The 17,932-nt window shown below is 56.4% G+C and carries 16 protein-coding genes and 2 tRNA genes; 15 read left to right on the forward strand and 3 right to left on the reverse strand.

All coding sequences use genetic code 11. The annotated features are described in order from the left end of the window. Positions 1-10: 10 nt before the first annotated feature. Genes sufC through ASN_RS14130 form a run of 6 tightly spaced genes read left to right on the forward strand, consistent with a single transcriptional unit; the run spans position 11 to position 4,616 of the window. Positions 11-781 (forward strand): Fe-S cluster assembly ATPase SufC, encoded by a 771-nt coding sequence (gene sufC, locus ASN_RS14105; RefSeq protein ID WP_006558283.1) that lies wholly within the window; start codon positions 11-13, stop codon positions 779-781. Continuing rightward, positions 778-2,052 carry a Fe-S cluster assembly protein SufD gene (sufD, locus tag ASN_RS14110; RefSeq protein WP_058988543.1) on the forward strand — a complete coding sequence of 425 codons (1,275 nt, stop codon included), beginning with the start codon at positions 778-780 and terminating at the stop codon, positions 2,050-2,052. The genes sufC and sufD overlap by 4 nt, the downstream gene beginning before the upstream one ends. 2 nt (positions 2,053-2,054) lie before the next feature. Beyond that, positions 2,055-3,305 (forward strand): aminotransferase class V-fold PLP-dependent enzyme, encoded by a 1,251-nt coding sequence (locus ASN_RS14115; protein WP_058988544.1) that lies wholly within the window; start codon positions 2,055-2,057, stop codon positions 3,303-3,305. Positions 3,306-3,307: 2 nt separating this feature from the next. Beyond that, positions 3,308-3,763: a Fe-S cluster assembly sulfur transfer protein SufU gene (gene sufU, locus ASN_RS14120; RefSeq protein WP_035380863.1), complete on the forward strand. Its 456-nt coding sequence runs from the start codon at positions 3,308-3,310 to the stop codon at positions 3,761-3,763. Beyond that, positions 3,750-4,229 (forward strand): SUF system Fe-S cluster assembly protein, encoded by a 480-nt coding sequence (locus ASN_RS14125; protein WP_006558279.1) that lies wholly within the window; start codon positions 3,750-3,752, stop codon positions 4,227-4,229. Before sufU ends, ASN_RS14125 begins: the two co-directional genes overlap by 14 nt. 18 nt (positions 4,230-4,247) lie before the next feature. Continuing rightward, positions 4,248-4,616: a HesB/IscA family protein gene (locus tag ASN_RS14130; RefSeq protein WP_035380859.1), complete on the forward strand. Its 369-nt coding sequence runs from the start codon at positions 4,248-4,250 to the stop codon at positions 4,614-4,616. Here ASN_RS14130 and ASN_RS14135 read toward each other — a convergent pair. The 3 genes from ASN_RS14135 to ASN_RS14145 form a co-directional block, all read right to left on the reverse strand. Continuing rightward, a complete protein-coding gene (locus ASN_RS14135; protein WP_407922283.1) occupies positions 4,564-5,895 on the reverse strand; it encodes a class I SAM-dependent RNA methyltransferase in 1,332 nt (443 codons plus the stop codon). The genes ASN_RS14130 and ASN_RS14135 overlap by 53 nt on opposite strands. 3 nt (positions 5,896-5,898) lie before the next feature. After that, the gene (locus ASN_RS14140) at positions 5,899-7,362 is read right to left on the reverse strand and encodes a DEAD/DEAH box helicase (protein WP_082786210.1); all 1,464 of its coding nucleotides are present in this window, start codon (positions 7,360-7,362) and stop codon (positions 5,899-5,901) included. Positions 7,363-8,147: 785 nt separating this feature from the next. Next, positions 8,148-8,603 carry a CopD family protein gene (locus tag ASN_RS14145; RefSeq protein ID WP_039904747.1) on the reverse strand — a complete coding sequence of 152 codons (456 nt, stop codon included), beginning with the start codon at positions 8,601-8,603 and terminating at the stop codon, positions 8,148-8,150. Positions 8,604-8,771: 168 nt separating this feature from the next. Between ASN_RS14145 and ASN_RS14150 the strand changes: the two genes are divergently transcribed. The 9 genes from ASN_RS14150 (at position 8,772) to ASN_RS14190 (ending at position 17,928) form a co-directional block, all read left to right on the forward strand. Beyond that, on the forward strand, positions 8,772-10,235 hold the full coding sequence (locus ASN_RS14150) for a bifunctional ADP-dependent NAD(P)H-hydrate dehydratase/NAD(P)H-hydrate epimerase (protein WP_058989356.1): 1,464 nt from the start codon (positions 8,772-8,774) through the stop codon (positions 10,233-10,235). A 49-nt stretch (positions 10,236-10,284) separates the two neighbouring features. Then, positions 10,285-10,369 (forward strand) — tRNA-Leu (locus ASN_RS14155). 99 nt (positions 10,370-10,468) lie between these two features. After that, on the forward strand, positions 10,469-11,803 hold the full coding sequence (gene tig / locus ASN_RS14160) for a trigger factor (RefSeq protein WP_006559063.1): 1,335 nt from the start codon (positions 10,469-10,471) through the stop codon (positions 11,801-11,803). A gap of 169 nt (positions 11,804-11,972) precedes the next feature. Then, complete coding sequence (gene clpP / locus ASN_RS14165; protein ID WP_174766843.1) at positions 11,973-12,638, forward strand: ATP-dependent Clp endopeptidase proteolytic subunit ClpP; 666 nt, start codon at positions 11,973-11,975, stop codon at positions 12,636-12,638. 120 nt (positions 12,639-12,758) lie between these two features. Beyond that, entirely contained in the window at positions 12,759-14,024 is a 1,266-nt protein-coding gene (clpX, locus tag ASN_RS14170) for an ATP-dependent Clp protease ATP-binding subunit ClpX (RefSeq protein WP_006559065.1), read from the forward strand. Between the two features lie 193 nt (positions 14,025-14,217). Next, on the forward strand, positions 14,218-16,740 hold the full coding sequence (lon, locus tag ASN_RS14175; RefSeq protein WP_082666699.1) for an endopeptidase La: 2,523 nt from the start codon (positions 14,218-14,220) through the stop codon (positions 16,738-16,740). 146 nt (positions 16,741-16,886) lie between these two features. After that, positions 16,887-17,171: an HU family DNA-binding protein gene (locus tag ASN_RS14180; RefSeq protein WP_006559067.1), complete on the forward strand. Its 285-nt coding sequence runs from the start codon at positions 16,887-16,889 to the stop codon at positions 17,169-17,171. An 89-nt stretch (positions 17,172-17,260) separates the two neighbouring features. Further along, positions 17,261-17,335 (forward strand) — tRNA-Val (locus ASN_RS14185). 227 nt (positions 17,336-17,562) lie between these two features. Next, positions 17,563-17,928: an NADH-quinone oxidoreductase subunit A gene (locus tag ASN_RS14190; protein ID WP_006559069.1), complete on the forward strand. Its 366-nt coding sequence runs from the start codon at positions 17,563-17,565 to the stop codon at positions 17,926-17,928. The last annotated feature ends 4 nt before the right edge of the window (positions 17,929-17,932 follow it).

Here is a 17,932-nt window from a genome sequence, read left to right on the forward strand (position 1 = left end):
GGGGCAAGACATGACCCAGTTTTTGGATATTTCCGGTCTGTGTGCCCGGATTGATGCTGACGGGCAGGAAAAGGAAATTCTGCGCGGTGTGGATCTGAGCATCCCGCCGGGTGAGGTCCATGCCATCATGGGGCCGAATGGCTCCGGCAAGTCCACGCTCTCCTACGTGCTTGCTGGCCGTGAAGATTATGAAGTGACTGCGGGCAGCGTGACCTTCCAAGGCAAGGATCTGCTGGAAATGGAGCCCGAAGAGCGGGCTGCTGCCGGTCTGTTCCTGGCGTTTCAGTCTCCCATCGAACTGCCGGGCGTAAACAACGCCAACTTCCTTCGGACTGCGGTTAACGCCGTGCGTCGTGCTCGCGGGCAGGAAGAGCTGGATGCAGTTGCGTTCCTGAAAACGGCGCGTGAGGCGGCAAAGGCTCTTTCCATGGCGCCGGATATGTTGAAGCGCAACGTGAATGTCGGCTTCTCCGGTGGTGAAAAGAAGCGCAATGAAGTCTTGCAGATGACACTCCTGCAGCCATCTTTCGCTATTCTGGACGAAACAGATAGCGGGCTGGACGTGGACGCCCTGCGTATCGTGGCAGAAGGTGTGAACCGCCTGCGTTCCCCGGACTTTTCTGCACTGGTTATTACCCACCATCAGCGCTTGCTGGATTATCTGGTGCCAGACCGCATTCACGTGATGGCCAAAGGGCGGATCATCCATTCTGGTGGTCCTGAACTGGCCAAGCAGATTGATAGTGAAGGCTATACCCGGTTTCTTGCGGAGGCGGCGTGAACGCAATAATCAAACAGCCCTCAGCAACCCTTGTGCCGTTCAAGGCGCGTCTTGACGCGATAACAGATCCGGCACGGAAAGCTGCTTTGGGCGCTCTGCACAGGAGCGGTCTGCCTGATCGCCGTGTAGAGGCATGGAAATACACCAGCCTGCGTTTTCTCAATGAAACCCAGCTTGTTGCTCCGTCAGAAGAGTTTGATGCGGCACAGGCCCGTGCCGAACTTGATCGGCTGGGACTGACAGCGGGAGAAGGTGCTGATCTTCCGCGGCTGGTCTTTGTGAATGGGCGTTACGCGCCTGATCTGTCCGTTCCGCCCCAGAATGTGGGTCTGTCTTTCTTCGGCAAGACGGAAGCGTTTGGAACCTTATCCAGCCCGGATCGTGATGCACTGACAGCCCTGAATGCGGCCTTGGCGACGGATGGTGCTGAAATCACGGTCGCGGCGGGTGTGGATGCGGGCCGGGTGCTTCTGGTCTCGCTGGGGTTGGCTGATGAGCCCGTTTCTTTCCACCCGCGCCATAGCGTGACGGTTGAAGAAGGCGCGCGCCTGTCCCTTATCTGTGTTCAGGGTGGGCAGGGGCGTTATCTGCACAATCCGGTCATGGAACTTTCGGTTGCGGCAAACGCCACGCTGAATCATGTCACAATCCAGACCGAAAGTGACGATGCCGCCTGTCTGGCGACGTTGTATGCCCAGATTGAAGAACGAGGCTCATACGACAGTTTTGTTCTGGGGCTGGGTGCCGCTCTTTCCCGGCACGAAGTCCATGCCCGGCTGAACGCCCCCCATGCGGAAGTGCATGTGAATGGCGCGCAGCGCTTGCTGGGGCGTCAGGTGGGGGATGTGACGAGTGTCATTACCCATGCTGCACCCGATTGCCGCTCCCGTCAGACGGTGCGGAATGTGCTGGATGGGCAGTCTCGCGGTGTGTTTCAGGGGAAAGTGCTGGTTGAGCGTATTGCCCAGAAGACCGATGGCTATCAGATGAATCAGGCGCTTCTGCTTTCCGAGCAGGCCGAGATTGACGCCAAGCCGGAGCTGGAAATTTACGCTGATGATGTCAAATGCAGCCATGGGGCCACCGTTGGCGCGCTGGATGACGAACAGATGTTCTATCTGCGCAGCCGCGGCGTGCCAGAAGCAGAAGCTCGGCAGATCCTGATTCACGCCTTTCTGGCGGAAGCTCTGGCTCTGATTCCGGATGCTATGGCACAGACCTTGGCGGCGCACATTATGGAAATTCGCTTTCCGGTAACGGGAGAGGAATAACAATGTCTGCGATTTTGGAAAAAGGGCCGGTGCATCAGTTTGATAGTGCTGCCATCCGCCAGCAGTTCCCCATCCTTGCGCAGAAAGTGCATGATCGGCCGCTGGTGTTTCTTGATAGCGCCGCCTCGGCCCAGAAGCCAAACGCTGTTATTGACTGCATGGCTGACACCATGCGGACCCAGTATGCCAACATCCATCGCGGTCTGCATTGGATGAGCGAACGCACGACCGAAGCGTATGAAGGCGTGCGGGATCAGGTGGCGGCTTTTCTGAACGCGCCGTCTCGTGAAGAAATTGTTTTTACGCGCAACAGCACGGAAGCCATCAATCTGGTGGCGTATTCCTTCGGTGCGCTGCTCAAGCCTGGTCAGGCTGTTGTGATTTCCGAAATGGAACATCACGCCAATCTGGTGCCATGGCAGATGCTGCGGGACCGCGCTGGCATAGAACTCCGCATTGCCCCCATTACGGATGAGGGCGATCTGGATCTTGATGCGTTGCAGGACATTCTGTCCGATGGGCAGGTCGCTCTTGTGGCCATTACCCATATGTCCAACGTACTGGGCAGCGTGACACCGGCGCGTCAGATTGCCGATATGGCGCATGCCGCCGGGGCGCAGGTCCTTTTTGATGGTAGCCAGTTTGTGGTCCATCGCAAAACGGACGTTCAGGCTCTGGGCGCTGATTTTTATACCTTCACTGGCCATAAACTCTATGGACCCACGGGTATTGGCATTTTGTGGGCGCGCAAGGCTCTGCTGGATGCCATGCCGCCGTTCATGGGCGGGGGAGACATGATCTCCACGGTCACGTTCGAGCGTTCCACCTGGGCGCATGTGCCGCACAAGTTTGAGGCGGGTACGCCTGCCATTATCGAGGCCATTGGCCTTGGGGCGGCTATTTCCTGGGTTGAAAAAGTCGGCATGGAAGCCGTTACGGCTCATGAGGCCGCGTTGACCTCCTATGCCCTGACCCGACTGGCTAATGTGCCGGGCCTGAAAGTAATTGGCGCACCAAAGGACCGTGGCGGCGTTATCTCTTTCACCATGGATGATGTCCACCCGCATGATATCGCCACCCTGCTCGACAGGAACGGTGTTGCAGTGCGTGCAGGGCACCATTGTGCGGAGCCGTTAATGCGCCGCCTTGGTTTGACCGCCACCGCGCGGGCCAGTTTTGGCATCTATACCGTGCAGGAAGAAATTGACGTGCTGGCGGATACGCTGGTGCGGATCAGGAACTTTTTTGTGTGACCATGCCGGTGGATAGCGGCGCGCTCTATGATCGCCTGATTGTTGAGCGTGCTCGCAAACCTCTTTTTGCCGGACGGCTGGAAAACCCCGAAAAGATCGGGGAAGGCAAAAATCCGCTCTGCGGAGATAAAACGCGGGTGGAACTTCAGCTTGATCAGGACCATATCAGTCTGGTTCGGCATCACACCCGCGGCTGCGCCATCTGTCTGGCGGCAGCGGATCTGATGGCCGAGCGGATAACGGGCCTGAACATTGCTCAGGCTGAAGGGGTTGGACGTCAGTTTTCCGCTATGCTGGTGGAGAAGGATGGTCAGCCTGCAACAAGTGCAACCGCAGGAACGCCCGCTCTGGAGCAGCTTGAAGCCTTTGCTCCGCTGCGTGCGCATCGGGCTCGTATCCGGTGTGCGGAACTACCGTGGGTCGCTTTAAAGGAGGCGCTTTCTCATGTCGACGTCTGAAAAGCTGCATGCTCCTGACGTGCTGGAAACAAATCATGCCGTGGATTCAGTTTCTCAGGAGGTGCTGGATGAAGACCGGCAGCCGGATGAGGCTGAAAAGCCACGTGTAGAAAGCTGGACCCCGGATGGCGTGGCCCCTGAAGCTGCCAGCTCTCCGGAGGGCGCAGCATCTGAAGACGCCGTTATCGAAGCAATCGCCACGGTGCATGATCCGGAAATTCCGGTGAACATTTATGAACTTGGACTGATTTACGCCATTGATCTGTATGACGATGGCCGCGTGAAAATTGAAATGACACTCACCGCTCCAAACTGCCCCAGCGCGCAGGAACTGCCAGTGCAGGTAAAGGAAGCGGTGGAGAAGGTTCCCGGCGTGACCTCAGCCGATGTTGAGGTGGTGTGGGACCCACCATGGGACATGTCACGCATGAGTGATGAAGCCCGTCTCGCCTTGAATATGTTCTGAACAGGAAAGGACGGAACGATGTCTCAGACCACAGTTGCGTCACCTGCCAAAAGGGCTCTGCCTCCGCTCATGCGTCTGAGCGATGCAGCGGCACGGCAACTTACCCACCTGTACAAAACAGCCCATGCGGGCCAGTTGCTTCGCATTTCCGTCACCACCAAAGGGTGCTCAGGCAAAGCCTACGATATGGAATTTGTGGATGCGCCAACTGCTGGGGATGAAGTGATCAAGGACAAGGACGTCACCTTGCTGGTGGATCGCAAGGCGACCCTATTCCTGATCGGGTCGGAAATGGATTTTCAGCAGTCGGACTTTGAAGAAGGGTTTGTGTTTATCAACCCGAACGAGAAAGGCCGCTGCGGCTGCGGCGAGAGCTTTCATGTGTGAAGCCGCATACGGCTTCCACCTCGGCTGACCATAAAAACTGGTCAATCACACTGATGCTGCTCAGGCTGTAACCGGCAGAAAATAGCACTGTTGCATCTTTTGCCAGTGCGGCCGGGTTACAGCTTACATAGACAACGGATTTGGGCTTGCCTGCGGCAATTTGCGTCATTTGCAATTTGGCGCCAGCGTGGGGTGGGTCCAGCACAACGGCGGTGGCCGTGTTGAGCGTTTTCCCCATGATGGGCCGCCGGTTCAGATCCCGACATTCCGCAGTTACGCGTGTGCCGCCTGTAGCCGCTTGCAGGCATGAGGCTGCCGCCGCGTGCCCCTCATAGGCGAGGACGCGTGCACGACTGGCTAAGGGAAAGCTGAGCGTTCCACACCCTGCATACAGCTCAATAAGAGTATCGCGTTTACCCAATTTTTTGGGGAGAGCCGCTATTACGCTCTCCTGAATCCATGCCTCACTCTCTGCGGTGGCCTGTAGAAAGGCACCGGCAGGAGGAGCAACCGTTGCTGAGCCAAAGCTGTGGCGCACGCTACCGCGTTGGGCCACGTTTTCAGGTTCCGCATTGCTTGATACGGACCGCCAACTGATGCGGGGGATGGAAAGCGAATCGGCAAATGCCGCCAGCCGGGTTCGATCGCCTGTAGAAAGCGGCCCATCAGTGGCGAGAAGCACGTCCATCCCCGATTCCAGAAGATTGATGTGCAGATCTCCGGCCTGCCGCAAGCCCTCAAGGCTACGCAGCACCTGACGGAAAGCAGGAAGGGCGCTCACCACTGTTGGATGCAGCACGGAGCACTCGGTCAAATCCACCACGGCGTGGCTATTGCGCGCATGAAGGCCCAGAAGAATATCCTTCCCATTCCGGCGGATGGCCAGATCAGCTCGCCGTCGGGAATGGGATTTCACCTGATGCTGTTCTGCTGTGGGAAGCGTTTGGAAGCCGGCTTTTTTTAACGCGGCGTTAACACGCTCACTCTTCCATGCCAGCAAGGCAGGAAGTGCCATATGCTGAAGTGTACACCCCCCACAATTGCCAAAAAGAGAGCAGGGTGGGTCAACACGGTCAGGAGACTGCGTCAGGATTTCTTTGAGTGTCCAGCGACCCCCCTTATCCTGCGTCAGACGAACCAGTTCTCCCGGCAGGGTATAGGGCACATGCACCGCGCTGCCATCGGGCAGAGAGGCAACCCCATCCCCCTGAGCCCCCAGAGACCGAATGGAGACATCAAGGGGCGTAGGCTCGTCATGAGCCGCTGTTGATTGGGTCACGAGTTAATGCAGCTTTACAGCTTCTTCCTCGGTGACAGAGACATCACCCGTCGGTGCCGGCAGATCAGCCAGCACGGTGGTACGGCGTGGCAGAAGCATGAAAGACGGCACATCCTTGCCAAAGCCGACCACTTCACCGGCAGGCATGGGGGGTGCTTCATCACGCACACGGCGTTCCCGCTGTAGTTTGGGGGCATTGGCGCGCGGAGTCTGTTCTGCGGGAGGAGTAGGCCGGTTGCTGGCCCGTTCCTGTTCCGGAGCGGCGTCACGCGCAGCGGGAGCCCGATTGCGGTTCCGGTTTCCAGACTGGCTTTCTGCCCGACCTTCACGGCCCTGCCGGTCTTTGTCCCGCCGGTTGTTATTGCGGGGAGGACGTTTTTCCTCAGACCATTCCAGTTGTTCAATTCCGTCCAGTTCAAGGCGCGGAATCGGTTTGCCGGTCAGGGTTTCAATGGCTTCAGCCAGAGCTTTGTCATAGGGCGTGGCCAAGCTGTAGGCGTGGCCTTCCCGCCCGGCGCGTCCGGTGCGGCCAATACGGTGCACGTAATCTTCCGCATGGAACGGCAGATCAAAGTTGAACACGTGGGACAGGCCACCAATGTCAATGCCGCGTGCCGCAACATCGGAGCAGACCAGAACCTTCAGTTCGCCACTCTTGAATTTTTCCAGCGTTGCAAAGCGCACGGACTGGGGCAGATCCCCATGCAGAGCGCCCACGGCAAAACCATGTTTGGTCAGCGACCGCGTCAGAACATCCACATCCCGCTTACGGTTACAGAACACAATAGCGTTCTGCATTCCCGGGTCACGCAGCAGGCGGCGCAGGGTTTCACGCTTGTTGTATTCATCCACAATCACCAGACCAGCTTCAATGGTCGTGGCAACAGAAGAGGCGCGGGAAACCGTTATCTCTTTTGGCGTATGCAGGAAGGCATCAGCCAGTTGCCGAATGGCAGGTGCCATGGTGGCGGAGAAGAACAGCGTCTGCCTATTGGCAGGCAGCAGCCCCACAATTTTTTCAATGTCGGGAATGAAGCCCATGTCCAGCATGCGATCGGCTTCATCAATCACCAGAATCCGGGTCTGGTTCAGCAGAAGCCCACCACGCTCAAACAGGTCAAGCAGGCGGCCCGGCGTTGCAATCAGAACATCCACGCCACGGTTCAGTACTTCTTTCTGATCCGCCATGCTTTCACCGCCAATTAGCAGCGCATGGGTCAGCTTCAGATATTTGCCGTACTGAACAAAATTTTCTGCAACCTGCAGGGCCAGTTCACGGGTGGGCTCCAGAATCAGGGAGCGCGGCATGCGGGCGCGGGCTCTCGAGTCGGAGAGGATTTCAAGCATCGGCAGCGTGAAGGATGCCGTTTTCCCGGTGCCTGTCTGCGCTACACCCAGTACGTCCCGCGCCATCAGAATGGCAGGGATCGCCTGTTCCTGAATGGGGGTGGGATGCGTGTATCCCATATCTGCAATGGCCTGCAGGATAGGCTGCGAGAGTTCCAGATCAGCAAAAGTCGTTTTTTTGTCAGCCTCAGCCTCAGCCTCAGCCTCAGCCTCAGCCTCAGCCTCAGCCTCAGCCTCAGCCTCAGATGGCGCTATTTCCGCCACAATTGTGGGCTCAGCTACCGCAGGTTCGGCGTCCACAACCGGAACAACAACCGGAACATCAGGCTCGGTCAACAATTCACTCTGAACGGGCTCTTCTGGAGCCGGTTCAGCAGCAGGAGCTTTTTTCGCCCGAGTTGAGCGGGTTGTCGTTGTTTTGCGGCGTGTGCGGCGCGGCTTGGGTTCTGCGGGCTCGGCTGCGGCGTCAACGGTCGCCTCTGCTTCAGTGGCAACGGGTTCGGCTGCGCCAAGAGCTTCTGTTTCGCTCACCTCTGCCGCTGCAGGAGCTGCCTTGGCCTTTGTCGTGCGGCGTCGGCGGACGGTTTTTTTGACAGGTTCAGCCTCCACGGGCGCTTCCGCGGCGGTTTCAGAGACATCAGCCCCGGTTTCTGCGGGTACGTCAGAGGTTGCCGCAGTCACCGTCTTGCGGCTGCGTGTCGTTGTTCTGCGGGGGCGGGCGGGTGTTTTTGCTGTCAATATGCTCTCGGGGATGCTTCAGTCGTTTACTTAGCATGGACCGACTGGCCCTTGGTTCTTGCCCGCCCCCTGTGTGGTGGACGGTTACAAACTGAAGCCGGTCAGGCGCATGCTCCGATAAAGGGATTCCGTAAGAGAATCAAGTTTTCCTGAAGTTCTACCTGTTTTTACAGGAACGGGTGGCCCAGTGACGCGACCAGGATGGTCAGAAGCCCAAGCGCCATGATGACCAGGATCTGATTGCGGATCGAGTCGAACGTGGCGGGCTGGGGGCGGATGGCCCGGCGTACTTTCTGGTAAGGCCCCATCTGCAACCGAACAAACAGGCCAGCCATGATCAGGCCCATCAGTTGCATGGCGTTGGTGGTCCATGGTGCGTTGGCAAATCCGCCTTCATGAATGATCATCAACCACCCCGTAATCAGCACGGTGGGGATGATATGCATCAGCATGCGGAAGAAGCGGCCAAGCGTTTGCAGATGCACGGAATTGCGCTGCGTGGTGTCCAGCAGGTTCAGGCTGGGGCGCAGAATGATGGTCGCGTAAGCAGCACCGCCAACCCATACGACAATGCTGATGATGTGGAGTGCGAGAATTAGGCTCCACAGAATGGAATGAGGCATGCAGACTCCGCTCACAGAAAATGAAAGATGGCTTTCAAAACGCACTATGCCTCAAGGCCAGCGAATGGTCATGGGCGTGCAACTGGGAGCCTGATTGCCAAGGGGGGGGCTGGGTGCAAGTCAGTATTCCGGCTTTGGCTTCCCGTTCATGCCGCACAGGAGGGCTTTATGGCGTTCACTTCTCATTCCTCTCTCGCTCTTTATACCCCCGAAGAGATGGGTCAGATTGACCGCCTGGCGTCTGCTTCCGTGCCGGTGGCCGTGTTGATGGACGCCGCAGGGCGTGCCGTTGCGCGTGCCGTGCGGCGTTTTTTTAAGCCGTGCAGGGTCTTGGTGCTGTGCGGGCCCGGTAATAACGGGGGCGATGGTTATGTGGCCGCTCGTTATCTTTATGATGCAGGTTGGCCAGTAACTGTGGCTGAGATGTCGTCCCCACATGCAGACTCGCCCTCCGGTCAGGCTTCTGCGCTTTTTAGCGGGATACGGGTGCCGTTTACCGCAGAGGAAGCGCAGCGCGCAGATCTGGTTATAGATGCGGTGTTCGGTGCGGGGTTGAGCCGGGATGTGACCGGCTTCCCTGCGGAAGTGCTGGCTGCCGCGCGTAAAGTGGTGGCAGTGGATATCCCCTCCGGTATTGATGGTGAAACGGGGCAGGTGCGGGGCCATGCCCCCCACGCGCAGATGACCGTTACCTTCGTGCGCTTCAAGCCGGGGCATCTGATGTATCCTGGGCGTGCCCATATGGGGCGGCTGGTGCTGGCTGATATCGGTATGCCTGCTTCCGCGCTTGATCAGGTCGCGCCACAGGCGTGGCAGAACGCACCAGGTTTGTGGACTTTGCCGGTTCCGGGGCCGGAAAGCCATAAATACAGCCGCGGTGTGGTCAGTATCTGTGCGGGTGAGACCATGCCTGGAGCAGCACGCTTATGTGCGGGTGGGGCACGGGCGGCAGGCGCAGGGCTGGTGCGGGTTGCCGCAGGAACTGGAGCGCCGGCTTACAGGCTCGGGGCACCGGGGCTGGTGGTGGATGATGGCCCCTTGCCGGAACTTCTGGAAGATAAGCGGCGCGCTGTCTGGGTTTGTGGGCCGGGGCTGACAGAGCAGGAAGTAAGCAAAGCCCTGCCTGTATTGCTGGAGGCGAAAAAAACTGTTCTGGCCGACGCTGGCGCACTTTCTGCGTTTGCGGGCAAGCCTGAGATGCTGCGTGGCGTTGCAGTCATTACGCCGCATATCGGAGAGTTCACTAAACTGTTTGGCGCCCCCGGAGATAATCCTCCCGCAGCCGTGCGAGCGGCCGCTCAGCGGCTTAATGCGGTTGTTGTCCTGAAGGGGGCGTCAACTCTTGTGGCTGCCCCGGACGGCCGACTGGTGATCAATGATCACGCGAGTCCGGCGTTGGGAACGGCGGGCTCTGGTGATACGCTTTCTGGGGTGATTGCCGCCTTGCTGGCGGCAGGCATGCCCGCGTGGGGCGCTGCCTGTGCGGGTGTCTGGCTGCATGGAGAGGCCGGTTTGGAGGCTGGAACATGGCCCATAGCCGAGGATCTGGACCGTTATCTGGGCCCTGCGCGGGAAAAAGCGACCAGATTGCAGTCTCAGGACAAGAGATATGCATCGGGCATCTTGCCGTGAGCCACGCTCTGGGCTAAGTGCTCGCAACTCACGACGGGGTTTTGACCGTGCGGGTGTGGTGGAATTGGTAGACACGCCAGATTTAGGTTCTGGTGGCGCAAGCCGTGGGGGTTCAAGTCCCTCCACCCGTACCAATTATTTGGTGCCCCCGTCCTGTTTCGCAGCAGCTTCCGCAGCAGCCTTTCGGCACGATGCGGGGTGTTTAAGTTTGTACCGAAAGGAAGGCCTGGCCGATGCAGGTTACCGAGACCCTTTCCGAAGGGCTGAAGCGTGGTTTTACTATTACGATTCCGGCAGCGGATCTTAAGACGAAGCAGGATGCTCGTCTCAAGGAAGTGGCCGCCAGCCTGAAGCTTCCGGGCTTCCGTCCGGGTAAGGTTCCCGTCTCCATTGCGCGCCAGCGTTATGGTGAAGGCGTTCGCGCTGAAGTGCTTGAACAGGCTGTGTCTGAAGCGCTCCGCACCACGCTGGATGAGCGTGGTCTGCGCCCGGCAGGTCAGCCGCAGGTTGATCTGGTTTCCGGTCAGGAAGATGCTGACAAGGACCTGGAATTCAAGGTGGAAACCGAGATCCTGCCTGACATCACGGTTCCGGATCTCTCCGATCTCAGCTTGACGCGCCTGAAGGCGACCGCCAGCGATGAAGCCATTGACAAGATCGTGGCAGACATCGCCAAGCGTCAGCGCACGTTTGAAACGCTTGAGGAAGATCGCCCGGCAGTAAAGGGTGATGTTGTCAGCGTTGATTTTGTTGGCAAGCGTGACGGTGTGCCCTTTGACGGTGGCACGGCTGAAGATGTGAACGTTGAAATCGGTGGTGAAGGCTTTATCCCCGGTTTTGCCGAACAGATTGAAGGCATGAAGCCCGGTGAAGAAAAAGTCATCACCGTGACCTTCCCGGAAAATTACGGCGCTGAAGAACTTGCTGGCAAGGAAGCGACGTTCGACATCAAGGTGCGTGAGCTGAAAAAAGCTGTTGATGCGCCGATTGATGATGAACTGGCCAAGAAGCTGGGCTTTGAAACGCTCGAACAGCTTCGTGATCTGGTGCGTAAGCAGGTTGAAGGCGAGTACGATCAGCTTTCCCGTCTGCGTATCAAGCGTGAACTGCTGGACGCTCTGGCTGCAAAAACCGATTTCCCCGCTCCGGAAGGAATGGTTGATGCGGAATTCAACCAGATCTGGCAGCGCGTTGATGCAGACCGCAAGGCCGGTGAGCTTGACGACGAAGATAAAGATAAGGACGAAGAAACCCTCCGTTCCGACTATCGCAAGATTGCGGAACGCCGGGTGAAGCTGGGTCTGCTTCTGGCAGAAATTGGCCGTAAAAACGCCATTACCGTCACGCAGGATGAACTGGCACGAGCAATGCGGGCAGAAGCCATGCGTTACCAGGGCCAGGAACAGCAGGTGTTCCAGTTCTTCCAGAACAATCCGCAGGCCATAGAATCCCTTCGCGGTCCGATTTTCGAGAACAAAGTTGTCGATTATCTGATTGAACTCGCGAAAGTGGAGGATAAGGAAGTTACTCCAGAAGAGCTGTCGGACATTCCTCCGGCTGATATCTGAGACCTTTCTGTCCCGCCAGTGTGAACTGGCGGGACACTCTTTTTCAGACTGTTTTTCTTTTCCGGGGTGGCATCTTGCCACTTTATCTCTATCTTGAGTGAGAGTGCCTGAACCGACTTCCTGGGTTTTGATGGAAGGAGGCAAGGGCTGGTGCAGGTTTTTTACGGGAATGACTAACATGAGGGATCGTGATCCCGTTGAGATTTTCAGCAACGCTTTGGTGCCCATGGTGGTCGAGCAGACCTCACGGGGGGAGCGGGCATTCGATATCTATTCCCGCCTGCTTCAGGAGCGGATTATTTTTCTGACAGGCCCTGTCTATGATCAGGTGGCCTCTCTTATTTCCGCACAGCTTCTCTATCTTGAAAGTGTGAACCCCACGAAGGAAATCTCCTTCTATATCAACAGCCCTGGCGGCGTTGTGTCTGCCGGTCTGGCAATTTATGATACCATGCAGTACATCCGCAGCCCCGTTAGCACCGTGTGCATCGGTCAGGCGGCTTCCATGGGGTCTTTGTTGCTGGCTGGGGGCGAGAAGGGGCATCGTTATGCGCTGCCTAATGCTCGCGTCATGGTGCATCAGCCTTCTGGTGGTGCGCAGGGACAGGCCAGCGATATTGAAATTCAGGCCAAGGAAATCCTTATTATCCGTCAGCGCCTGAATGAGATCTATCGCGAACATACCGGCCAGACGCTTGAGGATATCGAGCAGAAGCTGGAACGTGATAGCTATATGTCTGCCGAGGAAGCACAGTCTTTCGGTATTGTTGACAAGGTAATCAGTCATCACAAGGCAGCAGAAGAAACTGGAAAGAAGGATAAAGACCATCCTTAATCTGGTGAACACCAACACCCCCGTTACAGTGCGGGGGTGGTCTGTCGTAAGGAAGGCAGATAAAGTCTGGAATACGGCTCTCGGGAGTCTGAGGCCTGGGATGATCGAGGGAGTGGGCTCATGAACGCGAAGTCCGGTGATTCCAAAAATACGCTTTACTGCTCATTCTGCGGCAAATCGCAGCATGAAGTGCGGAAGCTTATTGCTGGTCCAACCGTTTTCATCTGCGATGAATGCGTAGAACTCTGCATGGATATCATCCGTGAAGAGCACAAGACCACGCTTGTCAAATCGCGTGAAGGCGTGCCCACGCCCAAAGAGATATGCAAAGTTCTTGATGATTATGTGATCGGGCAGTTTGAGGCCAAGAAGGTTCTCTCTGTTGCCGTGCATAACCATTACAAACGTCTGACCCAGTCAGCCAAGAACAATGATGTCGAGATTGCAAAGTCCAACATCCTGCTGATTGGCCCGACAGGCTCCGGTAAGACCCTGCTGGCGCAGACTTTGGCGCGTATTCTGGATGTTCCGTTCACCATGGCGGACGCTACCACGCTGACAGAAGCCGGATATGTGGGGGAAGATGTTGAAAACATCATCCTCAAACTGTTGCAGGCTTCTGATTATAATGTGGAACGGGCGCAGCGCGGCATCGTTTACATTGACGAGATCGATAAAATCTCACGCAAGTCAGACAATCCTTCCATCACGCGTGACGTAAGTGGGGAGGGTGTTCAGCAGGCTCTGCTGAAACTGATGGAAGGTACTGTGGCATCTGTTCCGCCGCAGGGTGGCCGTAAGCATCCGCAGCAGGAATTCCTGCAGGTGGATACCACCAATATGCTGTTCATCTGCGGTGGTGCTTTTGCCGGGTTGGACAAAATTATTGCAGCTCGCGGGAAAGGCACGGGGATTGGCTTCGGTGCTGATGTTCGTTCTCCGGATGATCGTCGGATGGGAGAAATCCTGCACGATGTAGAGCCGGAAGATCTGATGAAATTCGGGTTGATCCCCGAATTTATTGGTCGTCTGCCAGTGCTGGCTACTCTGGGTGATCTGGATGAAGCGGCATTGATCCGTATTCTGACAGAACCCAAGAATGCGCTGGTTAAGCAGTATCAGCGTCTGTTCCAGATGGAAGATGTGCAGCTTTCCTTTACGGATGATGCATTGAAAGCCATTGCGGACCGCGCCATCAAACGCAAGACCGGTGCCCGTGGGCTACGCTCCATTATGGAGAGCATCCTGATGTCCACAATGTTTGACCTTCCTGGTCTGGACAATGTGGAAGAAGTGGTTGTGAACCGTGATGTGGCGGAGGAAAAAACCAGTCCGGTTTACGTCTACGGCAAACGGAAAGAGATCCCCGCTGAGCAATCAGCCTGAAAAACGGGGTAAGACATTATAGGGGCGGCGGATCGGAAAGGTCTGTCGCCTCTCTTTTCTGGTTAACCCATTGTGAAATGGGACATTCGTAACGACATAGTAGAGGCAGGGACTGTTTGGTGTCTCTACGGGCCCAGGGGCATGCCGCAGGGCGGGTGTCCGGCCTGGATCGTCCTTGAAGGAGGTCATGGTTATGGCTGATAATGAAAAACCACCAGTAAAACGTAAACGGAAGTCACCAGCCAAAACGCAGGCGGCAACTCCTGAAACTGTTGTGCCAGCTAACGTTTCCCCCGCAGAAGAGGGAACGGCTGTTCAGCAGAAACCGCAAAGCGAGAACCGCGTGGCCGTTCTGCCGCTGCGTGATATTGTTGTCTTCCCGCATATGATCGTGCCGTTGTTTGTCGGCCGTGAAAAATCCGTCAAGGCGCTTGAATCCGTTACGCGTGATGACCGGCAGATCCTGCTGATTGCGCAGAAAGATGCTGCACAGGACGATCCGGGCATTGATGACGTTTACCGTTTTGGTACGGTATCCACCATTCTGCAGTTGCTGAAATTGCCGGATGGCACAGTCAAGGTGTTGGTGGAAGGTGTCCGCCGCGCCAAGGTAAAAGCACTGCACGATGTTGACGGACATTTTGAAGCTGAAATTGAAGATGTGGTGGAAACTGCCGCGGTCGGCCCGGATGCCGAAGCGCTTGGCCGTTCCATTATTTCGCAGTTTGAGCAGTATATAAAACTCAACAAGAAAATTGCGTCTGAAGTCCTGGTTTCCCTGAACCAGATTACGGATCTGTCCAAGCTGGTGGATACGGTGGCAAGCCACCTGAACCTCAAGATTTCCGAAAAACAGGAAATTCTTGAAGCTCCTTCTGTCATGCTTCAGCTTGAAAAGGTTTTTGCCCACATTGAGGCGGAAATCGGTGTGCTGCAGGTTGAGAAGAAAATTCGCAACCGCGTAAAGCGCCAGATGGAGAAAACCCAGCGCGAGTACTATCTGAACGAGCAACTGAAAGCCATTCAGAAAGAACTGGGTGAAGGCGAAGACGGTAAGGACGAAACTACCGAGATTGAGGAGCGCATCGCTAAAACCAAGCTTTCAAAAGAAGCGCGGGAAAAGGCGGTAGCGGAACTCAAAAAGCTGCGTGGCATGAGCGCCATGTCAGCCGAGTCGACCGTGGTGCGTAATTATCTGGATTGGCTGCTGGGTATTCCGTGGAAGAAGCGGACCAAGGCCCGTCATGATCTGGCAGAAGCAGAAAAAATTCTGGATACCGATCACTACGCGCTAGATAAGGTCAAGGAGCGTATCCTTGAATATCTGGCAGTGCAGAGCCGGTCCCAGAAACTGAAAGGCCCGATCCTCTGTCTGGTGGGGCCGCCGGGTGTTGGTAAAACGTCTCTGGCACGGTCCATTGCCAAGGCAACAGGTCGTCATTACGTGCGGATGTCGCTGGGTGGCGTGCGGGATGAAGCCGAAATTCGCGGGCATCGCCGCACGTATATCGGTTCCATGCCAGGCAAGATCATTCAGGGCATGAAGAAGGCGAAGGTGTCCAACCCGCTCTTCCTGCTGGATGAAATTGACAAGCTGGGTGCAGATTGGCGTGGTGATCCGGCTTCGGCATTGTTGGAAGTGCTGGACCCGGAACAGAACAGCACATTCGCTGATCATTATCTGGAAGTGGATTATGATCTGTCCGATGTGATGTTTGTCACGACGGCGAACAGCCTCAATATGCCGCAACCGCTGCTGGACCGGATGGAGATCATCCGTCTGTCTGGCTACACGGAAGATGAGAAGGTGGAAATCAGCCGCCGTCATCTGATTGCCAAGCAGGGTGAGGCCCATAACCTCAAGCCGGATGAATGGTCCATCAGTGATGATGCCCTGCGGGATCTGATCCGTTATTACACGCGTGAAGCGGGCGTACGTAGCCTTGAGCGCGAGATTGCCAATCTGGCGCGTAAGGTTGTGAAAGAGATTGTGACCGGCAAAGCCAAGAAAGTGGCCATTACCGTCCGCAACCTCGAAAAACTGGCTGGCGTGAAGCGCTTCCGTTACGGCGAGACCGAAGCGGAAGATATGGTGGGCATTGTCACCGGGTTGGCATGGACCGAAGTGGGCGGAGAAATTCTGACCATTGAAAGTGTCATGGTGCCGGGTAAAGGCGGCATTGTGGAAACTGGCAAGCTGGGTGACGTCATGAAGGAAAGCGTCTCTGCTGCGTTTTCCTACGTGCGGAGCCGGGCAACCACCTTTGGTGTGGCGCCGACTCTGTTTGATAAGCGGAGCTTCCACGTGCACGTTCCCGAAGGCGCGACTCCGAAAGATGGGCCTTCTGCGGGCGTTGCCATGGCGACATCTCTGGTGAGTGTGCTGACTGGTATTCCCATCCGGCGGGATGTTGCCATGACAGGCGAGATCACGTTGCGCGGGCGTGTGCTGCCCATTGGCGGCCTGAAAGAGAAGCTGCTGGCGGCAGTGCGGGCCGGTATTCGCACGGTCTTTATCCCCAAGGATAATGAAAAGGATCTGGCGGAAATTCCTGAATCTGTGAAGAAAGATCTGGAAATCGTACCCGTTTCGCATGTGGATGAAGTGCTGGCGCGTGCGCTGGTGCGGCAGCCGCAGCCAATTCATTGGGAAGAAGTGCCGGAAGCTGTTCCGGGAGCGGAAGGGGCGGCCCACGTTTCCGTGCTGCCGCACTGATATAAAAAACGCTCTGAAGCCGAAGTTTGCTGTTGGTCGGTTGACGTGGCAAAAAACGGCTTCATAGTGCGAGCGGGAAGCGGAGAGGCGGACGCAATGCCGCCCGCCGCTCCACCAAAGTTATATATTATTGAGAAAGGCGTAATATGGAGAAGCCGCTTAACAAGCAGGAACTCGTGGCGGCAGTGGCCGACGAGGCTGCTCTGCCCAAGGCTAAGGCTGGAGAAGTGGTCGACGCCGTATTTGGTGCTATCGAGAAGGCTCTGTCTCGTAAGCAGGAAGTTCGTCTGGTTGGGTTCGGTACGTTTGTAACCGCAACACGTAAGGCGGCTAAGGGTCGTAACCCGCGCACGGGTGAAGAAATCGACATTCCGGCTTCTACCTCTGTCCGTTTCAAACCGGGCAAGGCACTGAAGGACGCCGTAAGCTAAATCCCTGCGGGAAATAGTTTTTCGGCTTTCGGGCGGCAAATCCCAAAAAGGGGGTTGCCGCCCGTTTTTATTTGTGACACATAAGCGGCGGGCGATTAGCTCAGCGGTAGAGCGTCTCGTTTACACCGAGATGGTCGGGGGTTCGATCCCCTCATCGCCCACCAAACCATTCTACTTTCAGGTAAAATGGTTTCCCGGAGCGCCAAGCGCTCTCGATTTTCTGATAAAAGAAAAAACACCGGTTTTCTCCTGTAATAACCGGCCGTCCCAAGTAATCACGTGAAAGTGGCCGTTGTAGGCTGCCTGTAGCCATGGTTGTTCGCCCCGCTTGGGGGTAGGTTGTCTGCATGATGTTTGGTTTACGCGACCTTTCTCGTGCAGGAGCCCCCCGATGCAATCTGTCCTTGGTGATTACGCGCCAGTTCTTATATTCGGTGCCCTCTCCGTGGTCATTGCCGCTGCGATGCTGGGTATGGCGCTGATAAGTGGACACCAGAAGCCTTATCCTGAAAAAACAACAGCATATGAATGTGGTTTTGAGGCATTTGATGATGCCCGTCGCCGCTTTGATGTGCGGTTTTATCTGGTGGCTATCCTCTTCATTATTTTCGATCTTGAAGTCGCATTCCTGTTCCCATGGGCAGTCAGTCTCTCCCGCATAGGGTTGTTCGGCTTTCTTTCCATGCTGGGGTTCCTGAGCGTGCTGGGGATCGGTTTTCTGTATGAGTGGCGCAAAGGCGCGCTGGACTGGGATTAAGGGG

It is taken from the genome of Acetobacter senegalensis, assembly GCF_001499615.1.
In the GTDB taxonomy this organism is placed as follows: domain Bacteria; phylum Pseudomonadota; class Alphaproteobacteria; order Acetobacterales; family Acetobacteraceae; genus Acetobacter; species Acetobacter senegalensis.

Coding starts and splice junctions, on each gene's coding strand:
- ASN_RS14140 (WP_082786210.1), bottom strand. CDS start 7,362: ATGGGATACACGCATCCCACCCCCATTCAGGAACAGGCGATCCCTGCC.
- ASN_RS14145 (WP_039904747.1), bottom strand. CDS start 8,603: ATGCCTCATTCCATTCTGTGGAGCCTAATTCTCGCACTCCACATCATC.
- ASN_RS14150 (WP_058989356.1), top strand. CDS start 8,772: ATGGCGTTCACTTCTCATTCCTCTCTCGCTCTTTATACCCCCGAAGAG.
- tig (WP_006559063.1), top strand. CDS start 10,469: ATGCAGGTTACCGAGACCCTTTCCGAAGGGCTGAAGCGTGGTTTTACT.
- ASN_RS14115 (WP_058988544.1), top strand. CDS start 2,055: ATGTCTGCGATTTTGGAAAAAGGGCCGGTGCATCAGTTTGATAGTGCT.
- ASN_RS14130 (WP_035380859.1), top strand. CDS start 4,248: ATGTCTCAGACCACAGTTGCGTCACCTGCCAAAAGGGCTCTGCCTCCG.
- ASN_RS14125 (WP_006558279.1), top strand. CDS start 3,750: ATGTCGACGTCTGAAAAGCTGCATGCTCCTGACGTGCTGGAAACAAAT.
- sufC (WP_006558283.1), top strand. CDS start 11: ATGACCCAGTTTTTGGATATTTCCGGTCTGTGTGCCCGGATTGATGCT.
- clpP (WP_174766843.1), top strand. CDS start 11,973: ATGACTAACATGAGGGATCGTGATCCCGTTGAGATTTTCAGCAACGCT.
- lon (WP_082666699.1), top strand. CDS start 14,218: ATGGCTGATAATGAAAAACCACCAGTAAAACGTAAACGGAAGTCACCA.
- ASN_RS14190 (WP_006559069.1), top strand. CDS start 17,563: ATGCAATCTGTCCTTGGTGATTACGCGCCAGTTCTTATATTCGGTGCC.
- ASN_RS14180 (WP_006559067.1), top strand. CDS start 16,887: ATGGAGAAGCCGCTTAACAAGCAGGAACTCGTGGCGGCAGTGGCCGAC.
- sufU (WP_035380863.1), top strand. CDS start 3,308: ATGCCGGTGGATAGCGGCGCGCTCTATGATCGCCTGATTGTTGAGCGT.
- clpX (WP_006559065.1), top strand. CDS start 12,759: ATGAACGCGAAGTCCGGTGATTCCAAAAATACGCTTTACTGCTCATTC.